The organism is Shimia sp. R11_0, from assembly GCF_017744035.1.
Lineage (GTDB): Bacteria > Pseudomonadota > Alphaproteobacteria > Rhodobacterales > Rhodobacteraceae > Shimia > Shimia marina.
On sequence record NZ_JAGHQY010000001.1, the window covers coordinates 740,645 to 754,678 of the forward strand.

The 14,034-nt window shown below is 55.3% G+C and carries 17 protein-coding genes; 9 read left to right on the forward strand and 8 right to left on the reverse strand.

Annotated elements, in window-relative coordinates; all coding sequences use genetic code 11:
* Positions 1-51 precede the first annotated feature (51 nt).
* The gene (locus J7382_RS03410) at positions 52-381 is read left to right on the forward strand and encodes a DUF1491 family protein (protein WP_209067136.1); all 330 of its coding nucleotides are present in this window, start codon (positions 52-54) and stop codon (positions 379-381) included.
* 50 nt (positions 382-431) lie between these two features.
* The gene (gene recO / locus J7382_RS03415; protein WP_209067138.1) at positions 432-1,163 is read left to right on the forward strand and encodes a DNA repair protein RecO; all 732 of its coding nucleotides are present in this window, start codon (positions 432-434) and stop codon (positions 1,161-1,163) included.
* Here the strand turns inward: recO and J7382_RS03420 are convergent.
* The gene (locus tag J7382_RS03420; RefSeq protein ID WP_247744790.1) at positions 1,126-1,545 is read right to left on the reverse strand and encodes an META domain-containing protein; all 420 of its coding nucleotides are present in this window, start codon (positions 1,543-1,545) and stop codon (positions 1,126-1,128) included. The genes recO and J7382_RS03420 overlap by 38 nt on opposite strands.
* A complete protein-coding gene (locus J7382_RS03425; protein WP_209067140.1) occupies positions 1,542-2,102 on the reverse strand; it encodes a TetR/AcrR family transcriptional regulator in 561 nt (186 codons plus the stop codon). Before J7382_RS03425 ends, J7382_RS03420 begins: the two co-directional genes overlap by 4 nt.
* 89 nt (positions 2,103-2,191) lie before the next feature.
* On the opposite strand from J7382_RS03425, the gene J7382_RS03430 reads away from it, so the two are divergent.
* The gene (locus J7382_RS03430; protein ID WP_209067141.1) at positions 2,192-2,623 is read left to right on the forward strand and encodes a hypothetical protein; all 432 of its coding nucleotides are present in this window, start codon (positions 2,192-2,194) and stop codon (positions 2,621-2,623) included.
* On the opposite strand, the gene J7382_RS03435 is transcribed toward J7382_RS03430, so the two are convergent.
* Positions 2,538-2,888 (reverse strand): hypothetical protein, encoded by a 351-nt coding sequence (locus tag J7382_RS03435; RefSeq protein WP_209067142.1) that lies wholly within the window; start codon positions 2,886-2,888, stop codon positions 2,538-2,540. The two genes, J7382_RS03430 and J7382_RS03435, sit on opposite strands and share 86 nt — an antisense overlap.
* A gap of 246 nt (positions 2,889-3,134) precedes the next feature.
* On the reverse strand, positions 3,135-4,823 hold the full coding sequence (locus J7382_RS03440; protein WP_209067143.1) for an acyl-CoA dehydrogenase family protein: 1,689 nt from the start codon (positions 4,821-4,823) through the stop codon (positions 3,135-3,137).
* Between the two features lie 142 nt (positions 4,824-4,965).
* On the opposite strand from J7382_RS03440, the gene J7382_RS03445 reads away from it, so the two are divergent.
* Together J7382_RS03445 and J7382_RS03450 are read left to right on the forward strand one after the other, a co-directional pair.
* Positions 4,966-5,733 carry a sulfite exporter TauE/SafE family protein gene (locus tag J7382_RS03445; RefSeq protein WP_209067144.1) on the forward strand — a complete coding sequence of 256 codons (768 nt, stop codon included), beginning with the start codon at positions 4,966-4,968 and terminating at the stop codon, positions 5,731-5,733.
* A gap of 71 nt (positions 5,734-5,804) precedes the next feature.
* Positions 5,805-6,899: an AI-2E family transporter gene (locus tag J7382_RS03450; RefSeq protein ID WP_209067145.1), complete on the forward strand. Its 1,095-nt coding sequence runs from the start codon at positions 5,805-5,807 to the stop codon at positions 6,897-6,899.
* Between the two features lie 18 nt (positions 6,900-6,917).
* Here the strand turns inward: J7382_RS03450 and J7382_RS03455 are convergent, their stop codons facing one another.
* From J7382_RS03455 to J7382_RS03470, 4 genes are all read right to left on the reverse strand, one after another.
* Positions 6,918-7,406, reverse strand: a complete 489-nt coding sequence (locus tag J7382_RS03455) for a DUF2478 domain-containing protein (RefSeq protein WP_247744791.1) — start codon at positions 7,404-7,406, stop codon at positions 6,918-6,920.
* A gap of 78 nt (positions 7,407-7,484) precedes the next feature.
* Positions 7,485-7,937 (reverse strand): potassium channel family protein, encoded by a 453-nt coding sequence (locus tag J7382_RS03460; protein ID WP_058241129.1) that lies wholly within the window; start codon positions 7,935-7,937, stop codon positions 7,485-7,487.
* A gap of 82 nt (positions 7,938-8,019) precedes the next feature.
* A complete protein-coding gene (locus tag J7382_RS03465; protein ID WP_209067146.1) occupies positions 8,020-8,397 on the reverse strand; it encodes a hypothetical protein in 378 nt (125 codons plus the stop codon).
* 23 nt (positions 8,398-8,420) lie between these two features.
* Positions 8,421-9,191, reverse strand: coding sequence for a DUF6478 family protein (locus J7382_RS03470; protein WP_209067147.1), 771 nt, complete (start codon positions 9,189-9,191; stop codon positions 8,421-8,423).
* Positions 9,192-9,488: 297 nt separating this feature from the next.
* Here J7382_RS03470 and accD point away from each other — a divergent pair, with 297 nt between their 5' ends.
* From accD to J7382_RS03490, 4 genes are all read left to right on the forward strand, one after another.
* Positions 9,489-10,424, forward strand: coding sequence for an acetyl-CoA carboxylase, carboxyltransferase subunit beta (accD, locus tag J7382_RS03475; RefSeq protein ID WP_209067148.1), 936 nt, complete (start codon positions 9,489-9,491; stop codon positions 10,422-10,424).
* Between the two features lie 91 nt (positions 10,425-10,515).
* The gene (locus J7382_RS03480; RefSeq protein ID WP_209067150.1) at positions 10,516-11,796 is read left to right on the forward strand and encodes a folylpolyglutamate synthase/dihydrofolate synthase family protein; all 1,281 of its coding nucleotides are present in this window, start codon (positions 10,516-10,518) and stop codon (positions 11,794-11,796) included.
* 404 nt (positions 11,797-12,200) lie between these two features.
* On the forward strand, positions 12,201-12,530 hold the full coding sequence (locus tag J7382_RS03485; protein WP_209067152.1) for a 2Fe-2S iron-sulfur cluster-binding protein: 330 nt from the start codon (positions 12,201-12,203) through the stop codon (positions 12,528-12,530).
* Positions 12,517-13,920, forward strand: a complete 1,404-nt coding sequence (locus J7382_RS03490) for an FAD-dependent oxidoreductase (RefSeq protein ID WP_209067154.1) — start codon at positions 12,517-12,519, stop codon at positions 13,918-13,920. The genes J7382_RS03485 and J7382_RS03490 overlap by 14 nt, the downstream gene beginning before the upstream one ends.
* The last annotated feature ends 114 nt before the right edge of the window (positions 13,921-14,034 follow it).

Sequence of the window (14,034 nt, forward strand, 5' to 3'; positions counted from 1 at the left end):
AAATAACCGCAAAGCGGGTATCCCTAACTACTATAGGTGTATTGAATTGTCATGCGTTTAACCGCTGAGTTCTGGGTGCATGCCTATCTCGCCCGCCTGCGTCTGGCCGATATTGCGGCCTTTGTTGTGGCCCATGGAGATGACACTGCCGGGGCTGTTCTGGTCAAACTCAACACGCTTGATGGGCAGGCCATGGCCTATCAGCGCAGCTTTGATCTCATGAGTGGCGCGCGCACATGGGTGGTGCTGGCCGAGGGGCCGGAGGCAGATGTGGACGCGGCCCTGACCCGCCAGCGCAGCTTTGATCCCGATGCCTGGGTCATTGAGGTGGAAGACCGTCAGGGCCGCCATCTTCTGGATGAGCCGGGACTGTCGGATTAAAGCTTTCCTTTCGCCGTGCCAGAGGCTTTTCTATGCCAAAGGAGCAGACCATGGATTGGCGGGATCAGGGCTTTGTGCTCAGCACACGAAAACACGGTGAGACCTCCGTCATTCTGGAGGCATTCACCGAAACGCATGGGCGCCATGCCGGGATCGTACGGGGCGGCATCAGCCGTAAGATGACTCCGATTCTGCAACCGGGTGGGCAGGTCGATCTGACCTGGCGGGCGCGGCTGTCAGATCATATTGGCACCTTTGCCGTGGAGCCTCTGCGCGCGCGCACCGCCGTCCTCAGTGATCGCTTTGCGCTTGCGGGTCTCAATGCGGTCACGGCGCTGTTGGGCTTCTGTCTGCCAGATCGGGAACCTCATGCCGCGCTCTATCTGCAAAGCCGTCAGTTGCTGGATCTTTTGGGCCAGAATGATCTCTGGCCGCTGGCTTATCTGCGCTGGGAAATGGCGCTTCTCTCTGCCTTGGGTTACGGGCTTGATCTCTCTGAATGCGCGGTCACCGGGAGCACGGAAAGCCTGACCTATGTCTCGCCCAAATCGGGCCGCGCGGTCTCTGCTCAAGGGGCCGGAGACTGGGCGGATCGGCTCTTGCCTCTGCCGCCGGTGATGCTGGGGCAGGGGCAGGCCCCGGATGTGGAGATACAGCAGGGGCTGATCACCACGGGGTATTTCCTCTCAGAGAAACTTGCACCGGATTTGGGGCACAGGCCCCTGCCCGAGGCGCGTGCGCGGTTTATGGATCGCTTGGAGCGTCGGATCCGATCCCGCTGAACACCATCTGTCGCCCGGCTTCATTGCTCATGATCATTGTGGTGCCAGCCACTTCAACGAGGCTCATCTCGCTCAAAGCCGCCAGATATGCTTCTTCATGGTCAATATCGGCACAATAGAGTTCTTCGACAAAATCTATCTGAATGTCGATCCATGGATAAGGTGCGCTCTGACTGCCGGAAAATCCATTGCATGGGCCTGCGCCGTCGACCGCACCATTTTCAGAAAGCTCCAGTGTCGCTTGATAGGTCACCTCCGTGCCGTCGATTTCCGTCAGGCGCCAGTCATATGTGCTTCCCCCATATTGCGTGACTGTTTCACTCGGCCCACAGTTTGCCAAAACCAGCGCCATCGCGCCCGCTACCCATACCCGCTGTTTCATCCATTTGCCTCATGTAGTGCCAAAATCAAATCCACCAGAGTGCCAAGCGCAGAACTGTTGTCCGCCTGATCGTGGGTGGAAAGCTCTTCCATGCCCACAAAGGCCGCATAAAGCAGGCGGGTCAACTCCGGATTGGTCAGACCGATCGCTTCAAACAGCTCCTGCACATAGCCCATGCGTTTGCGATCCACATCACCCACCGCCTGCGCCACCGCCTCGCTTTCACGCGCCCATGCGCGGATGGCAGGTTCCAGCCCCAGGCCGCCAAATTCTTCAGGCGCACCTGACCCGGCGATCTGTGCCAGTTGGCGCAGCTTGAGCACGGGGCTGTCTTGCTGATCAAGAAGCGTCACGATGTCTTCATAGGCGCGGTTCTTCCACATCTCCATCAAAGCTCTTTGGAACGTGGGGACATCATCAAAATGCCAGTAAAAAGAACCCTTTGTGGTTCCCAGCCGACGTGCCAAAGGCTCCGCCTTTAGCGCTTTGGGCCCGGCTTCGGTCAGGGCGAGGCAGCCAGCCTGCAACCAATCGTCTTTGGATAATCTCTGTGCCATGGATGCACCATACGATGCCGTATTGACTCGGGCAAGCAAAGCTTCAAATATTCAAGACATACGCTAGCGTACGGAATCAGGAGGTCACGATGAAAAGTAAAAGACGCAACTATTGGATGGCTGCTGCGAGCCTGCTTTTATGTGTGACAACGGTGGTGCATGTCTTTTTGGGCGGACCAGAAATTCATCACGTGGTGCAGGCGACGGACGCGCTCCCCATTGAGATCCGTGCCATCAGTGCTGTGCTTTGGCATGCTGTGACAGTCGTGTTGCTGGTTTTGGCCACCGGATGTCTTTGGCTGATAGGCCATCCAAACCCGCCGCTTGCCAATGTCATGATCGCGGTGCAACTGGGGTTTGCAGGACTGTTTGTCTTTTATGGGATGGCGCGGCTTCAGACTTTATGGATCATGCCTCAATGGATCATCTTCCTACTCATTCCGGCAGTGATGGGTCTGGGTATGCTGCGTCAGGGGCGCGCGCATGCCAGTCATCGGTATGATCGCGCATTTCCCCAGTGATGGTGGTCAGAGACCCGTTTGCCATTTGGCGCAGCTTGGCATCGAAGGTTTTGAAATATTCCTGTGCTTGCACATGTCTCAAAACCGCATCGCTGTTCCAGCGGCCCCAATGCACTCGCGTGATGCCATCATCGGCCACCGCCACCTGATAGGAAAAGCCAGCCGCCCCCGGATCATTGCCGACTGCGTTGATGAAGGCTTCGCAGTTGGCAACCCAAACCATATCATCGCCTTCGTACTCGTAAGTGATGGTGACACAGCGCATGAAAACCTCCAATCATATCACAAAGACTGCGGCGTTGCTTTTGGGGGCGTTTTGCACCGTACGCACCGGTCATTGCCGCACCTGCAAAGCCTGCGGTGAAAATGGCACCGACGCAATACCGACGCGATGCAGATGCGATACCGCATGCCGAATTTGACCTTCACGCAAAGGTTAACAGGGCGCGAAAAAAACGCGGCTCCGAGGGAGAGCCGCGCTTTGAGTCTGCTGTCCAACTGAGAGCGGGTGTCAGCTCAGCAAACGTCTCGCAATCACCTGCGCCTGAATTTCTGCAGCCCCTTCAAAGATGTTCAGGATGCGTGCGTCGCAGAGGATCCGGCTCACGGTGTATTCCAGCGCAAAGCCATTGCCGCCATGGATCTGCAGCGCGTTATCTGCCGCCGCCCAAGCCACACGTGCGCCCAGCAGCTTCGCCATGCCTGCTTCAAGGTCGCAGCGGTGACCATTGTCTTTCTCCCAAGCGGAGAAATAGGTCAACTGACGCGCCACCATGATTTCCACGGCCATCATGGCCAGCTTGCCAGCCACACGTGGGAAGTCGATCAGAGACTTGCCAAACTGTTTGCGGTCGATGCCATATTGCATGCCCACGTCCAGTGCGGCTTGCGCCACACCGACAGCACGGGCGGCAGTCTGAATACGTGCGGATTCGAAGGTTTCCATCAACTGCTTGAAACCTTTGCCTTCTTCGCCGCCGAGCAGGTTTTCACCTTTGACCTTGAAGCCGTCAAAACCCAGCTCATATTCCTTCATGCCACGATAACCGAGCACCTCGATTTCACCGCCGGTCATGCCTTCGGTCGGGAAGGGGTTCTCATCTGTGCCCGGGGTCTTTTCCGCGAGGAACATCGACAGGCCACGGTGATCGGTGCTGTCGGGATTGGTGCGCGCGAGCAAGGTCATGACATGGGTGCGGGCCGCGTGGGTGATCCATGTCTTGTTGCCGGTCACTTCCCAGTTGCCATCTTCGGTCTTCACGGCGCGGGTGCGCAGCGACCCAAGGTCAGAGCCGGTGTTGGGCTCGGTGAAAACCGCGGTCGGCAGAATTTCGGCGCTGGCCAGTTTGGGCAGCCAATTCTGTTTCTGCTCCTCAGTGCCTCCGCAGAGGATCAGTTCTGCGGCAATCTCAGAACGCGTGCCCAGAGACCCCACGCCGATATAGCCGCGGGAGAGTTCCTCAGAAACCACAACCATGGAGGCTTTGGACAGGCCAAACCCGCCGTATTCCTCAGGAATGGTCAGGCCAAACACGCCCATTTCTGCAAGCTCTTCAATGATTTCCATTGGAATGAGCTCATCTTTGAGGTGCCATTCATGGGCATTGGGCTCCACGCGATCCACCGCAAAGCGGCGGAACTGATCCCGGATCATCTCCAGCTCTTCATCAAGGCCAGAGGCCCCAACTGTGATGTTGGCCGCTTGTTCCTGCATCAGTTCAACAAGGCGCATGCGCGCGTCCTGCGAGTTGCCTTTGTCGCAAAGTGTCATGACCTCTGGGGTCATCAAGCCGCGCATTTCGTCTTGGGTCAGGCCAAGATCCTGCAGGCGGATGATTTCGCCCTGGCTCATCGGAATACCGCCATACACTTGCCAGAGGTATTCGCCGAAAGCGATCTGGTGAATGAGTTGTTCGATCTCACCAAATTTGCCGTCGCCGTTGAGCTTCTCCGCCCAACCCTGCATCTGTTTAAGCGACTGCGCATAGGTCGCCAGCCAGCTCAGCCCGTGGGCTGCGGTTTGGTGACGTTCGATGAGTTTGCCAGAAACGCGCCCATCCTCAGATACCGTGTCCTTCACCCGCGCAATCGCGGTTTCCAGAATCCCCTCCACAGGCGCCACCGCCGCCCCGGTGAGTTTCAGAAGATCGGGAAGAATCACCGAAGTTGCCATCGCCAAGTCCTGTCCATCATGCGCCATACGTCTAAACCCTCTGTTTCTGCAGTGTGACATAATTCTTTTGCAGTTGCAGCGCAACAAAAATACCCAATAACGTGGCGTTTTGATTGTATGTTTCGCGCTGAAATTTTGCCGTCGCATTCGTTACGGTCTATAGCAAGATATGGATGTGCTTTTGTTGGAATTGCCGATCGCCCTATGGGCCTTATGCGGGTTTGTCGCGATTTTGGCCGGGGTTATCAAAGGCATGGTCGGTTTTGGCATGCCCATGGTTTTGATCTCTGGTTTGAGCTCATTTGTGTCTCCAGAACTGGCTTTGGCCGGTTTGATTGTCCCCACATTGGTGACCAACGGTCTTCAGGCCCTGCGTCAGGGGCATGCTGCGGCATTGGAATCTGTCAAACGCTTTCGTCGCTTTCTCGTCGCGGGGGCAATAACACTGACGATCAGCGCGCAATTCGTGCGGGTTTTGCCTGCGGAAGCGCTGCTTCTGTTGATTGGTGTACCCGTCGCACTGTTTTCGCTTTTGCAGTTGTTGGGGCGTACTATCGTGATTTCGAATCCCACGCCCAAAGGAGAGATGTTCGTTGGCGCGGTTGCGGGCAGTATTGGCGGCATGTCTGGGGTATGGGGACCACCGACAGTCACCTATCTCACAGCGCTGGGAACAGAGAAACATGAGCAAATTCGTGTCCAAGGTGTGATCTACGGCCTTGGGGCTGTTGTTCTCTTTGGGGCGCATATTGCGTCTGGCGTGTTCACGTTCCAGACTGCGCCTTTGTCCATCGCAATGGTGGTGCCAGCGGTGCTGGGCATGTGGCTTGGCGGGCGTGTTGCGGATCGGATTGATCAAAAGCGCTTTAAACAGGCAACTTTAGCCGTTTTACTTCTGGCATCCGCTAATTTGATCCGTCGTGGGTTGATGGGATAACGACATGTTCTTGTCCGCGCCTGTGCGGGCGCTAGGGTGTTGATGTGAAAATGGTCGTGGAAAGCAGGTAAGTGTCTCAGTTTCAAACGCCCCTTCGCGTGGCTTCCGTCAGTCTCGCCATTCTCGCCACTATCGCAATTGGGTGGTTTTTAAATGCGGCCCAAGCTGTCCTGGTTCCTATCGTGTTGGGCGCGCTCCTTGCATTTTTGATGGATGGCATATCGCGGGCGATGTCGCGTTTGCCCTTTTATTCCACCCTTATGCCGGAATGGCTGCGCATGGCGCTGACAACGGTTGTGTTGTTTGTCGTACTCACAGGTTTGATCAGTTTCTTCGCACGCAATCTCGATCCGGTCGTGAGGGCCATGCCAGACTACGTTGCGAACCTGTCGACAACAGTCTCTCAAGTGGCCGCGCGGTTTGATGTTGAATTTGAACTGACATGGCAGTCCGTCGATCGGCTTATTTTTGACAATATCGACTTGCAGCAATTGATCCGCCTGACCCTGAATTCCGTCAGTTATTCCGCCGGATATCTGGCTTTGGTGTTCTTGTATGCGATTTTGTTTTTGATTGAGCGCGACAGTATCGCCAGCAAAGTGGCGGCCATCGTGCCGGATCCACAGGGGCAAAAGTCGGTCTGGCGTACCATCGATTTGATCACAGAGCAGATTGGGACGTATTTCACGACCAAGACATTTATCAATGTTGTGCTTGGTGCTCTTTGTTGGGCGGTTTTTGTCTTTTTTGGTGTGGAGTTTGCTGCGTTTTTTGCCGTTGTGACGGCGATATTCAATTACATCCCTTATGTTGGATCCTGGGTCGCGATGGGTTTGCCCATGTTGTTTGCTATAGGGGCATGGGGGCTTAACTTTGATGTGTTTTTGATGTTCTCGGCGCTCTGTATGGCTCAGTTTGGCGTTGGCTACTTCTGGGAGCCACGCCTTATGGGGCGCTCGATGAATCTCAGCCCCGTTGTTGTGATGATTTCTCTTGCGGCTTGGGCTGCTGTCTGGGGGCTCATTGGCGCGATCCTCTCGGTGATACTCACCTCTGGGATCATGACAATCATGTCGTTCTTCCAAACCACACGACCGATTGCCATTTTGCTGACCAATAATGGTGAGGTTCCCACGCTGCGTCCGTCACGCGGCGAGGAAAAATAGCGGTCCGATACACGTGAATTAGAACGCGTTGACCGCGTCGTACCAGGCGAGCAAGTCATCGATATTTGCAGGTACTTGAGTCGCCATACCGCCTGCAAACTCTTCAAACACCTCTGCATTGAGAGGGTTGGTGCCGGCAATCACTGTTGCGCCACTGTCTAGTGCCTCTGCAAGGAGATCGCGGAAACCACGGCCTTCTGCTTCTTGTTTGCCAAACTTGTTGAGCAAGAAAACATCATAGGGTTTGTTGAGTGTCTGAGACACTTCTGTGATGGCCGTGGCCATGGCGTCAGGATCAAGGCGGCAGCCGCGCGCTTCTTTGCCCAAGTCTTGAGAAATGCGAATGACAGGCCCGTCTGGAAGCACCTGCACATCCATATCACAGCGCTTGTCAGTATCGCAGCCTGTGTTGGTCTGCACGATACCACGTGTCTTGATATCTCGTTGTTCCAGCCGTGCTGCCAGCTCTGAGAGTAGCAAGTCAAGTTCACCGCGCCGGTGAGCCATGGTGTAAGCAATTTTCATCATGAGCAAAGGATAAGAAGCGTTCGGACGATTTCAAGCTGCGATACTTTGAAAGCGTGTTTATTCAATGGAGCGCGGGAGCAATCGGCTGATCAGGGAAACAAGAAAGGCCGTTGAGATGCCAAAGCAGAGGATGCCCGTCACGCCGCCAAAGGCGCCAAAGACCCGAAACTCAACAGGTAAAACAACATCGCCGTAGCCCACTGTCGTGTATGTCACCAATGAGAAATACAGCGCGTTATAGAGGTAATCAAAAGCGCCCATGTGGATGAGCACATAGGCCCAGAGCCATACCTGAATGGTGTGTGAGCTCACAATCATGGCAAAGGCTGCACCGGTCAGCAGTGCGGTGCGCATGAACCGAGTGCGCCTTTCGACCCAGTCGCCCATCTTTGCCAAGGCTTCCACCATGATGGCCAAAAAACCGACGTGAATGATCGCACAAACGCTCAAGACAATCGTGCCCCAAATCAGCTGATGATGTTGGCTAATAAAGAGGTTTTCAGGTGTCATTGCAGGCTTTCTGGGGGGAGGGAGAACGCTGTCATGCTCATAAAGAGCTGGCAAGTATGTGCACCCTGTGACGTTAAGGCGCTTACATCGTTTCAACGCAGTGGCGCCGGAAGGCACGTTTGAGCATGTCGAGCTCGGCGCGTAGCAAGTCAATTTCCGCCCGCAGGTCATCTGCTAAGGCTTCTCCCGCGATGAAGCTTACAGCGTCCAGGCGATCACCTGTGGTGCGATCTGTGATAACGATGGTTTGCACCCCATCAGACAGGCTTTCGCTGGGGATCGGAAATTTTAATTGCCACGTGTTGGCGGCCTCAGCCGGTTGAACAGAGACCCCTTCAACGGCTTCTCCGAGATAGGTTACCTCAACCTCAGGCGTGGGGCCGGCGTCACCAGTGTAGGTGAGGGCACCTTCCCACGTGCCTTCGAAGAGACGGATTTTTGTCAGCGTCAATGCGCTCATGGTGTGCCCCTTTCAGGCTAAAGTCAGAAATCGGCGCGGAGCCGGCGCGAAAATGTCACATCGCGGAGCACGATTTGGTTCATCTCCGGGCCTTCGAAGATCAGATCAATCCACATCTTCTCGACACGCTTTTCATTGAGATTTGAGTAAGCCAGATCAAATTCGACGCGTATATCTTCGGCCTGAAGCGGTAGTTCGCGCACGATTTGCTCCGTGTTTGGGCCATGACGTATGTTCAGGCGTGCAAAAATTTCGAGTGGTTTTTCCATTTCCACAATCGTGTCCATGCGTATCACATGATCGCGACGCAGGCCCGATACGGCCTCTGGCGGCATGTCGACCACGAGCGACAGAAAGGAGCCGTCAAACCTAAAAACATCCATGCGCAGTCCAAAAGGCGCGAGATCCTTTTCACGGTGATTGCGCAATTGGCGCAGAGTGAGTTCGGAAATGCGGCAGTCGTGAAACAAGGTCACTTCGTCGCCCAGCATTTCTTTATTCTCTACGGCCGCTCGGCCCTTGGTTGGAATGGGTTCGCGCCACAGTTCCGGACGCCATGACCAATCTGTGCCATGCGGCTTTGGAAAGGCGTTGGAGCCAATGATCGGAAGAGCTAAGCGGCTTTCTGCAACCGAAATCACGGTATCGAGATGTTGGCGCAGAGCGCGTGCGCGGCGGCGCTGGTTTCGCAAGGTCGCCAGATCTTGTTTCGCGGCGTTTCTCGCGTTGCGGGCCCAGAACCGGGATACTCCCGTTTGCAAAGCGTATTGAAAAAAGCGTGTGCTCAGTGCCATTGCGCTCAAGTTATCCTGCTTAGTGTTTCTGGTTGCGGAATTGTTCGCTCACAGCTTTAGAAATATTTACCTAATTGGTCGCGATGAGACAAACGCACTTTTGTGCTGACATAGACCATCTGTTGCACAACTTTAAAGTCGGCCATTGCCTTGGGGTACTTTATGTGATGCGGAGACAACAGCCTGCTACGGTGGAAAATCCTCTGTTTCCCCTCCGCGATGCACGCCTGTTTGATTGCATTTCCTGACGCAGCGTCCTATTTCACTTCTGATTGGAAGCCAGAGGACCCTGATCACATGAACTGGATCACAAATTACGTCCGTCCGCGGATCAACTCGATCTTTTCGCGCCGTGAGGTGCCGGACAACCTGTGGACCAAATGTGACGAATGTGGAACCATGCTGTTTCACCGCGAGCTGAAGGGCAATCAGAACGTCTGTACGCAGTGTGGTCATCACATGGCCATCACGGCGCGGGATCGGTTTGAGGCCTTGTTTGACGGTGGTGTGTTTGTCGAAGTTGCAGTGCCCGAGCCAGTGGCCGATCCACTGCAGTTTAAGGATCAGAAAAAGTATCCTGAACGCATGAAAGCGGCTCAGAAAAAAACGAGCGAAAAAGAAGCCATGTTGGTGGCGGAAGGTGAGATTGGGCGCACCCCGATTGTCGCAGCCTGTCAGGATTTCTCTTTTATGGGGGGCTCCATGGGCATGTATGTCGGCAATGCGATTATCGCAGCGGCCGAACGTGCGGTTGCGTTGAAGCGGCCTTTGGTTCTGTTTTCTGCGGCTGGCGGCGCACGCATGCAGGAAGGCATCCTCTCGCTGATGCAAATGCCGCGCACGACGGTGGCTGTGCAGATGCTGAAAGAGGCTGGCTTGCCGTATATCGTTGTGCTGACCCATCCAACAACAGGTGGTGTGACCGCGTCTTACGCGATGCTGGGCGATGTGCAGATCTCTGAACCAAACGCGCTGATCTGTTTTGCGGGCCCGCGTGTGATCCAACAAACCATTGGTGAGCAGCTGCCCGAAGGGTTCCAGCGTGCGGAGTATCTTCTGGATCATGGGATGTTGGATCGCGTAACCAAGCGGACCGAACTCAAGGAAGAGTTGGTCACCATTATCCGGATGCTGATGTCTATGCCGCCCGCCGTCAAAGGTGATCTGCCTGCGCCGGTCGCGGAAGATGACGCTTCTGAAGAGGAAAAAGCCGCAGGCGACGCGGATACATAAGACATTAAGGGCGTAAAGCTTTGTGGGCTCCTGGTTGTTTGACCGGGAGCCCGCTTTGTTTTAGGGCGGGCCAACTGAAAGGGAGCCACATATGACCCAAGTCGACACCACATCAGATGCCATTCTCGCTCGCATGCTGGCTTTGCATCCGAAGATCATCGATCTGACGCTGGATCGCATGTGGCGGTTGCTTAAGGCGCTTGGGAATCCGCAGGAACAGCTGCCTGCCGTGGTGCATCTGGCTGGGACAAACGGCAAGGGCAGTACACAGGCGATGATCCGGGCCGGTTTGGAAGGGGCGGGGCACAGTGTGCATGCCTATACCAGCCCGCATCTTGCGCGCTTTCATGAGCGTATCCGTCTGGCCGGGTCTTTGATCGACGAGGCTTATCTGACCGAAGTGTTGGACGAATGCTGGGAAGCCAATCAGCGCGAGAATATAACGTATTTTGAAATCACGACCTGCGCTGCCTTGCTGGCTTTTGCCAGGGTGAAGGCCGATTTTACGTTGCTTGAAGTGGGACTCGGTGGCAGGCTGGATGCCACCAACGTGATTGAAGATCCAAAGATCACTGTCATCACGCCGATTTCCATCGATCATGAGCAGTTTCTGGGCAATACGCTGACCAAGATCGCCGGAGAGAAGGCGGGTATTATCAAGCGCGGTGTCCCAGTTGTGGTTGGGCCACAACCAGACGAGGCCATGGAAGTGATTGAAGCCACCGCAGCGCGTTTGGGGGCACCGGTTTTGGCTTATGGGCAGCACTGGCATGTCTACGAAGAACATGGGCGTCTGGTGTTTCAGGATGAGGCAGGCCTTTTGGATCTGCCGCTGCCTGCTTTGCCCGGCGCACATCAAATTCAAAACGCAGGCGCGGCGCTGGCAGCCCTTCGCTATCTGGGCTGCGATGCTGAGGCCTGTGAAGCCGCGATGCGCGATGTCACATGGCCTGCGCGCATGCAGCGGCTTACACAGGGGCCGCTTGTAGAAAACGCGTCAGAGGCAGAGCTTTGGCTGGATGGCGGACACAATCCTGCCGCAGGGGAAGCGATTGCCGCGTTGATCCGCACGATGCCGAAGCGGCCCACACATTTGATTTGTGGGATGCTGAACACGAAGGATGTGTCAGGTTATTTGAACCCGCTTGCAGAGGTGGCAGAGAGTTTGCATGCCGTCTCCATTCCGGGCGAGGCCAATACGCTGACCGCTGAAGAAACGGCAGGCCATGCCAAAGAGGCAGGGTTTGAAGCGCATGTTGCTGAGAGCGTGGCAGCGGCGCAGGCTGATATCCTGAAACGTGATCCTAAGGCACGTGTGCTGATTTGCGGGTCGCTCTATCTGGCGGGCAACATTCTGCGTGAGCATGGTTAGACATTCAAACTTCAGGCGATGATAACGCCTGTTAAGCAGATCATGACAGTTTTCCGAATCGCTCTGTTGACTGATTCGAATCAGCGGCTCTATAGTTGATCCAACGCCCTATGCACCTTTATTTTGGGGGCTGCGGGATCATGGGACAGGCAGGCAGAAAAATGGGGGGCAGGGTGCCCCCCTTATAATTTCTGGCACGCGCTTTTGACGACGGCGTTGGCAGGTTGAGCAATGCGTTGAATCTGACCGAAGTTATGGCGGTTGTGGTCAAACGGGATCAAAAACTGATCGCTCTTAACTATTTCGTTTTAAGAACGGGCCAAAAAACTTTGGTATTTGTCCGTTACCCTTAAAAATATATTGCCTCGCATCGCATAAGGCGCCTGTGAGGAAAGCGTAGACGCATGTGGAGTGCGAGTTTGGTTGACGAGTCAGGATTTGAGCAGTTCAGACCCAAAGTGCATGGGGTGTCCGTTTTCCTCAATGGTAGACCTTTGACGCTGCAGATAAAATCCAATTTGGCGGCGGCTCTTTTGGGATTTGGTGTGACCCCATTTTGCCGAAATGCTTCATGTGATGAGTTTCGCGCCCCGTTTTGCATGACGGGCCACTGCTATGATTGTCGTGTTTTGATCAATGGGGTGGAACGGCGTGCCTGCTGTGAGAGTGTGCGAGAAGGCATGCGGATTGAGCTGGCATTTGGGCAAAGTGGGGACCCAAGTGACGCAATTTGATCTCGTGATTGTTGGCGGTGGAGCTGCGGGTCAAAGCGCTGCCTTGGAAGCTGTGAAGCGAGGGCTGAGCGTCGCCTTGTTGGTTGATCCAATGTTGGCGGAGAACCAGAGGCTCTATACCGAAGCCCTGCATAGCCCCTTTGCGGCGGACAGAGAACGGTATGACGCATCGCAGGACCAGAGTGCGATCGCCAGTCTTCAGGCTCGGCAAGTATATGTGGTGCCAGATGCGCAGTTGCGATCTGTCTCGGGCCATCTTGTTGGATATGATACAAACGGTATGCGTGGGACTCTACGTGCCGCTCATGTTCTATTGGAAACGGGATTGATGGAGCGTCCGATGCCTTTGCCGGGCTGGACTTTGCCGGGTGTTATGACGATCGGAGCAGCACTGAGGCTGATGCAGCACGGTGGGCTTGCTGCAAAGGATGCCGTCTTGGTTGGGAGCGGCTTACCGCTCTACTCTATGGCTGTGAGCCTTTTGCGGTTAGGATGCCCGCCGGTGGCACTGGTCGAAACGCAAACCGCTTCTGATCTTTGGGGCGCAGTGAAAAAGAATGTGGGAAGCGTGATTGCGGCGCATCGGCCAGCGCGCCGCATGATCCAAATGCTGATCGAAATTCGGAATGCAGGTGTGCCGCGATATGTTGGGGCGCATGATATTTCGCTTTTGGGGGACAGGTCGGTTGAGAGTGTACATTTTCGACATGGGCGAAAATTGAGAGATATGCCCTGCACCAATGTGCTTTTGCACCACGGCGTCGTGAAGGATGTCAGCGTTTCTTCCGCAAGCGGGCTGACGCCAGATTGGAGCGCGACAGAGCGGAGCTTTGATCTGAAGTCGGATGCATGGGGGCGTACTGTCGCCTCTAATATATGGCTGGTGGCTGGTGATCGTGTTCCGACCGGTATTCCTGCGCTACAGGACGCGGGGCGTGTCGCCGCGCTGACCATCGCATATGAACTCAGGAAGGTTTCAAAGTCCACCCGAGATCGCGCGGCCATCGAGATACGTTTGGCGGTTGCCTCTTATGGTCGGGCGAACGGTTTTGTAGATCAGGTTTTCCCGCCCTATCATGCGGCGCTGAAGCCGAAGGATGGTGTCACAGTCTGTCGGTGCACGGGCGTCAAAGCTGCGAAAATTCGTCAGGCAGCAGCCTTAGGGGCTAGGACGATGTCAGACGTGCGCGCCTTTTCTTCGGCGGGCGACGGTTCTTGTGGGGGGGCAATGTGTGCTGCGGTCGTCGCACAAACGCTTGCGGAATTCTCACGTCAATCTGTGGAGGATGTCGGGAGCTTCACGCCGCAACCCGCTCCGGGATCGCAGCCTGCCGTCACGTTGCCTTATGATCTGAATATGGTGCTGCCCGGTGGCGGAAATGATGATTGAACCAAGGCACGTCTTGAGAGATTGTGTGGCTTAAGGTGTTGCATGATGGGGGGCTGCCAGCTTCTCAAGAGGCCAAAGTATGGCGTGATGCCTGACTGATCATTCGCGATGGGA

Excerpts from the sequence above, each read along its gene's own strand:
- J7382_RS03420 (WP_247744790.1), bottom strand. The coding sequence starts at position 1,545 with ATGAAACAGCGGGTATGGGTAGCGGGCGCGATGGCGCTGGTTTTGGCA.
- J7382_RS03430 (WP_209067141.1), top strand. The coding sequence starts at position 2,192 with ATGAAAAGTAAAAGACGCAACTATTGGATGGCTGCTGCGAGCCTGCTT.
- J7382_RS03440 (WP_209067143.1), bottom strand. The coding sequence starts at position 4,823 with ATGGCGCATGATGGACAGGACTTGGCGATGGCAACTTCGGTGATTCTT.
- J7382_RS03460 (WP_058241129.1), bottom strand. The coding sequence starts at position 7,937 with ATGACACCTGAAAACCTCTTTATTAGCCAACATCATCAGCTGATTTGG.
- J7382_RS03445 (WP_209067144.1), top strand. The coding sequence starts at position 4,966 with ATGGATGTGCTTTTGTTGGAATTGCCGATCGCCCTATGGGCCTTATGC.
- J7382_RS03470 (WP_209067147.1), bottom strand. The coding sequence starts at position 9,191 with ATGGCACTGAGCACACGCTTTTTTCAATACGCTTTGCAAACGGGAGTA.
- J7382_RS03455 (WP_247744791.1), bottom strand. The coding sequence starts at position 7,406 with ATGGCTCACCGGCGCGGTGAACTTGACTTGCTACTCTCAGAGCTGGCA.
- J7382_RS03480 (WP_209067150.1), top strand. The coding sequence starts at position 10,516 with ATGACCCAAGTCGACACCACATCAGATGCCATTCTCGCTCGCATGCTG.
- J7382_RS03465 (WP_209067146.1), bottom strand. The coding sequence starts at position 8,397 with ATGAGCGCATTGACGCTGACAAAAATCCGTCTCTTCGAAGGCACGTGG.
- J7382_RS03485 (WP_209067152.1), top strand. The coding sequence starts at position 12,201 with ATGTGGAGTGCGAGTTTGGTTGACGAGTCAGGATTTGAGCAGTTCAGA.
- J7382_RS03410 (WP_209067136.1), top strand. The coding sequence starts at position 52 with ATGCGTTTAACCGCTGAGTTCTGGGTGCATGCCTATCTCGCCCGCCTG.
- accD (WP_209067148.1), top strand. The coding sequence starts at position 9,489 with ATGAACTGGATCACAAATTACGTCCGTCCGCGGATCAACTCGATCTTT.
- recO (WP_209067138.1), top strand. The coding sequence starts at position 432 with ATGGATTGGCGGGATCAGGGCTTTGTGCTCAGCACACGAAAACACGGT.
- J7382_RS03435 (WP_209067142.1), bottom strand. The coding sequence starts at position 2,888 with ATGCGCTGTGTCACCATCACTTACGAGTACGAAGGCGATGATATGGTT.
- J7382_RS03425 (WP_209067140.1), bottom strand. The coding sequence starts at position 2,102 with ATGGCACAGAGATTATCCAAAGACGATTGGTTGCAGGCTGGCTGCCTC.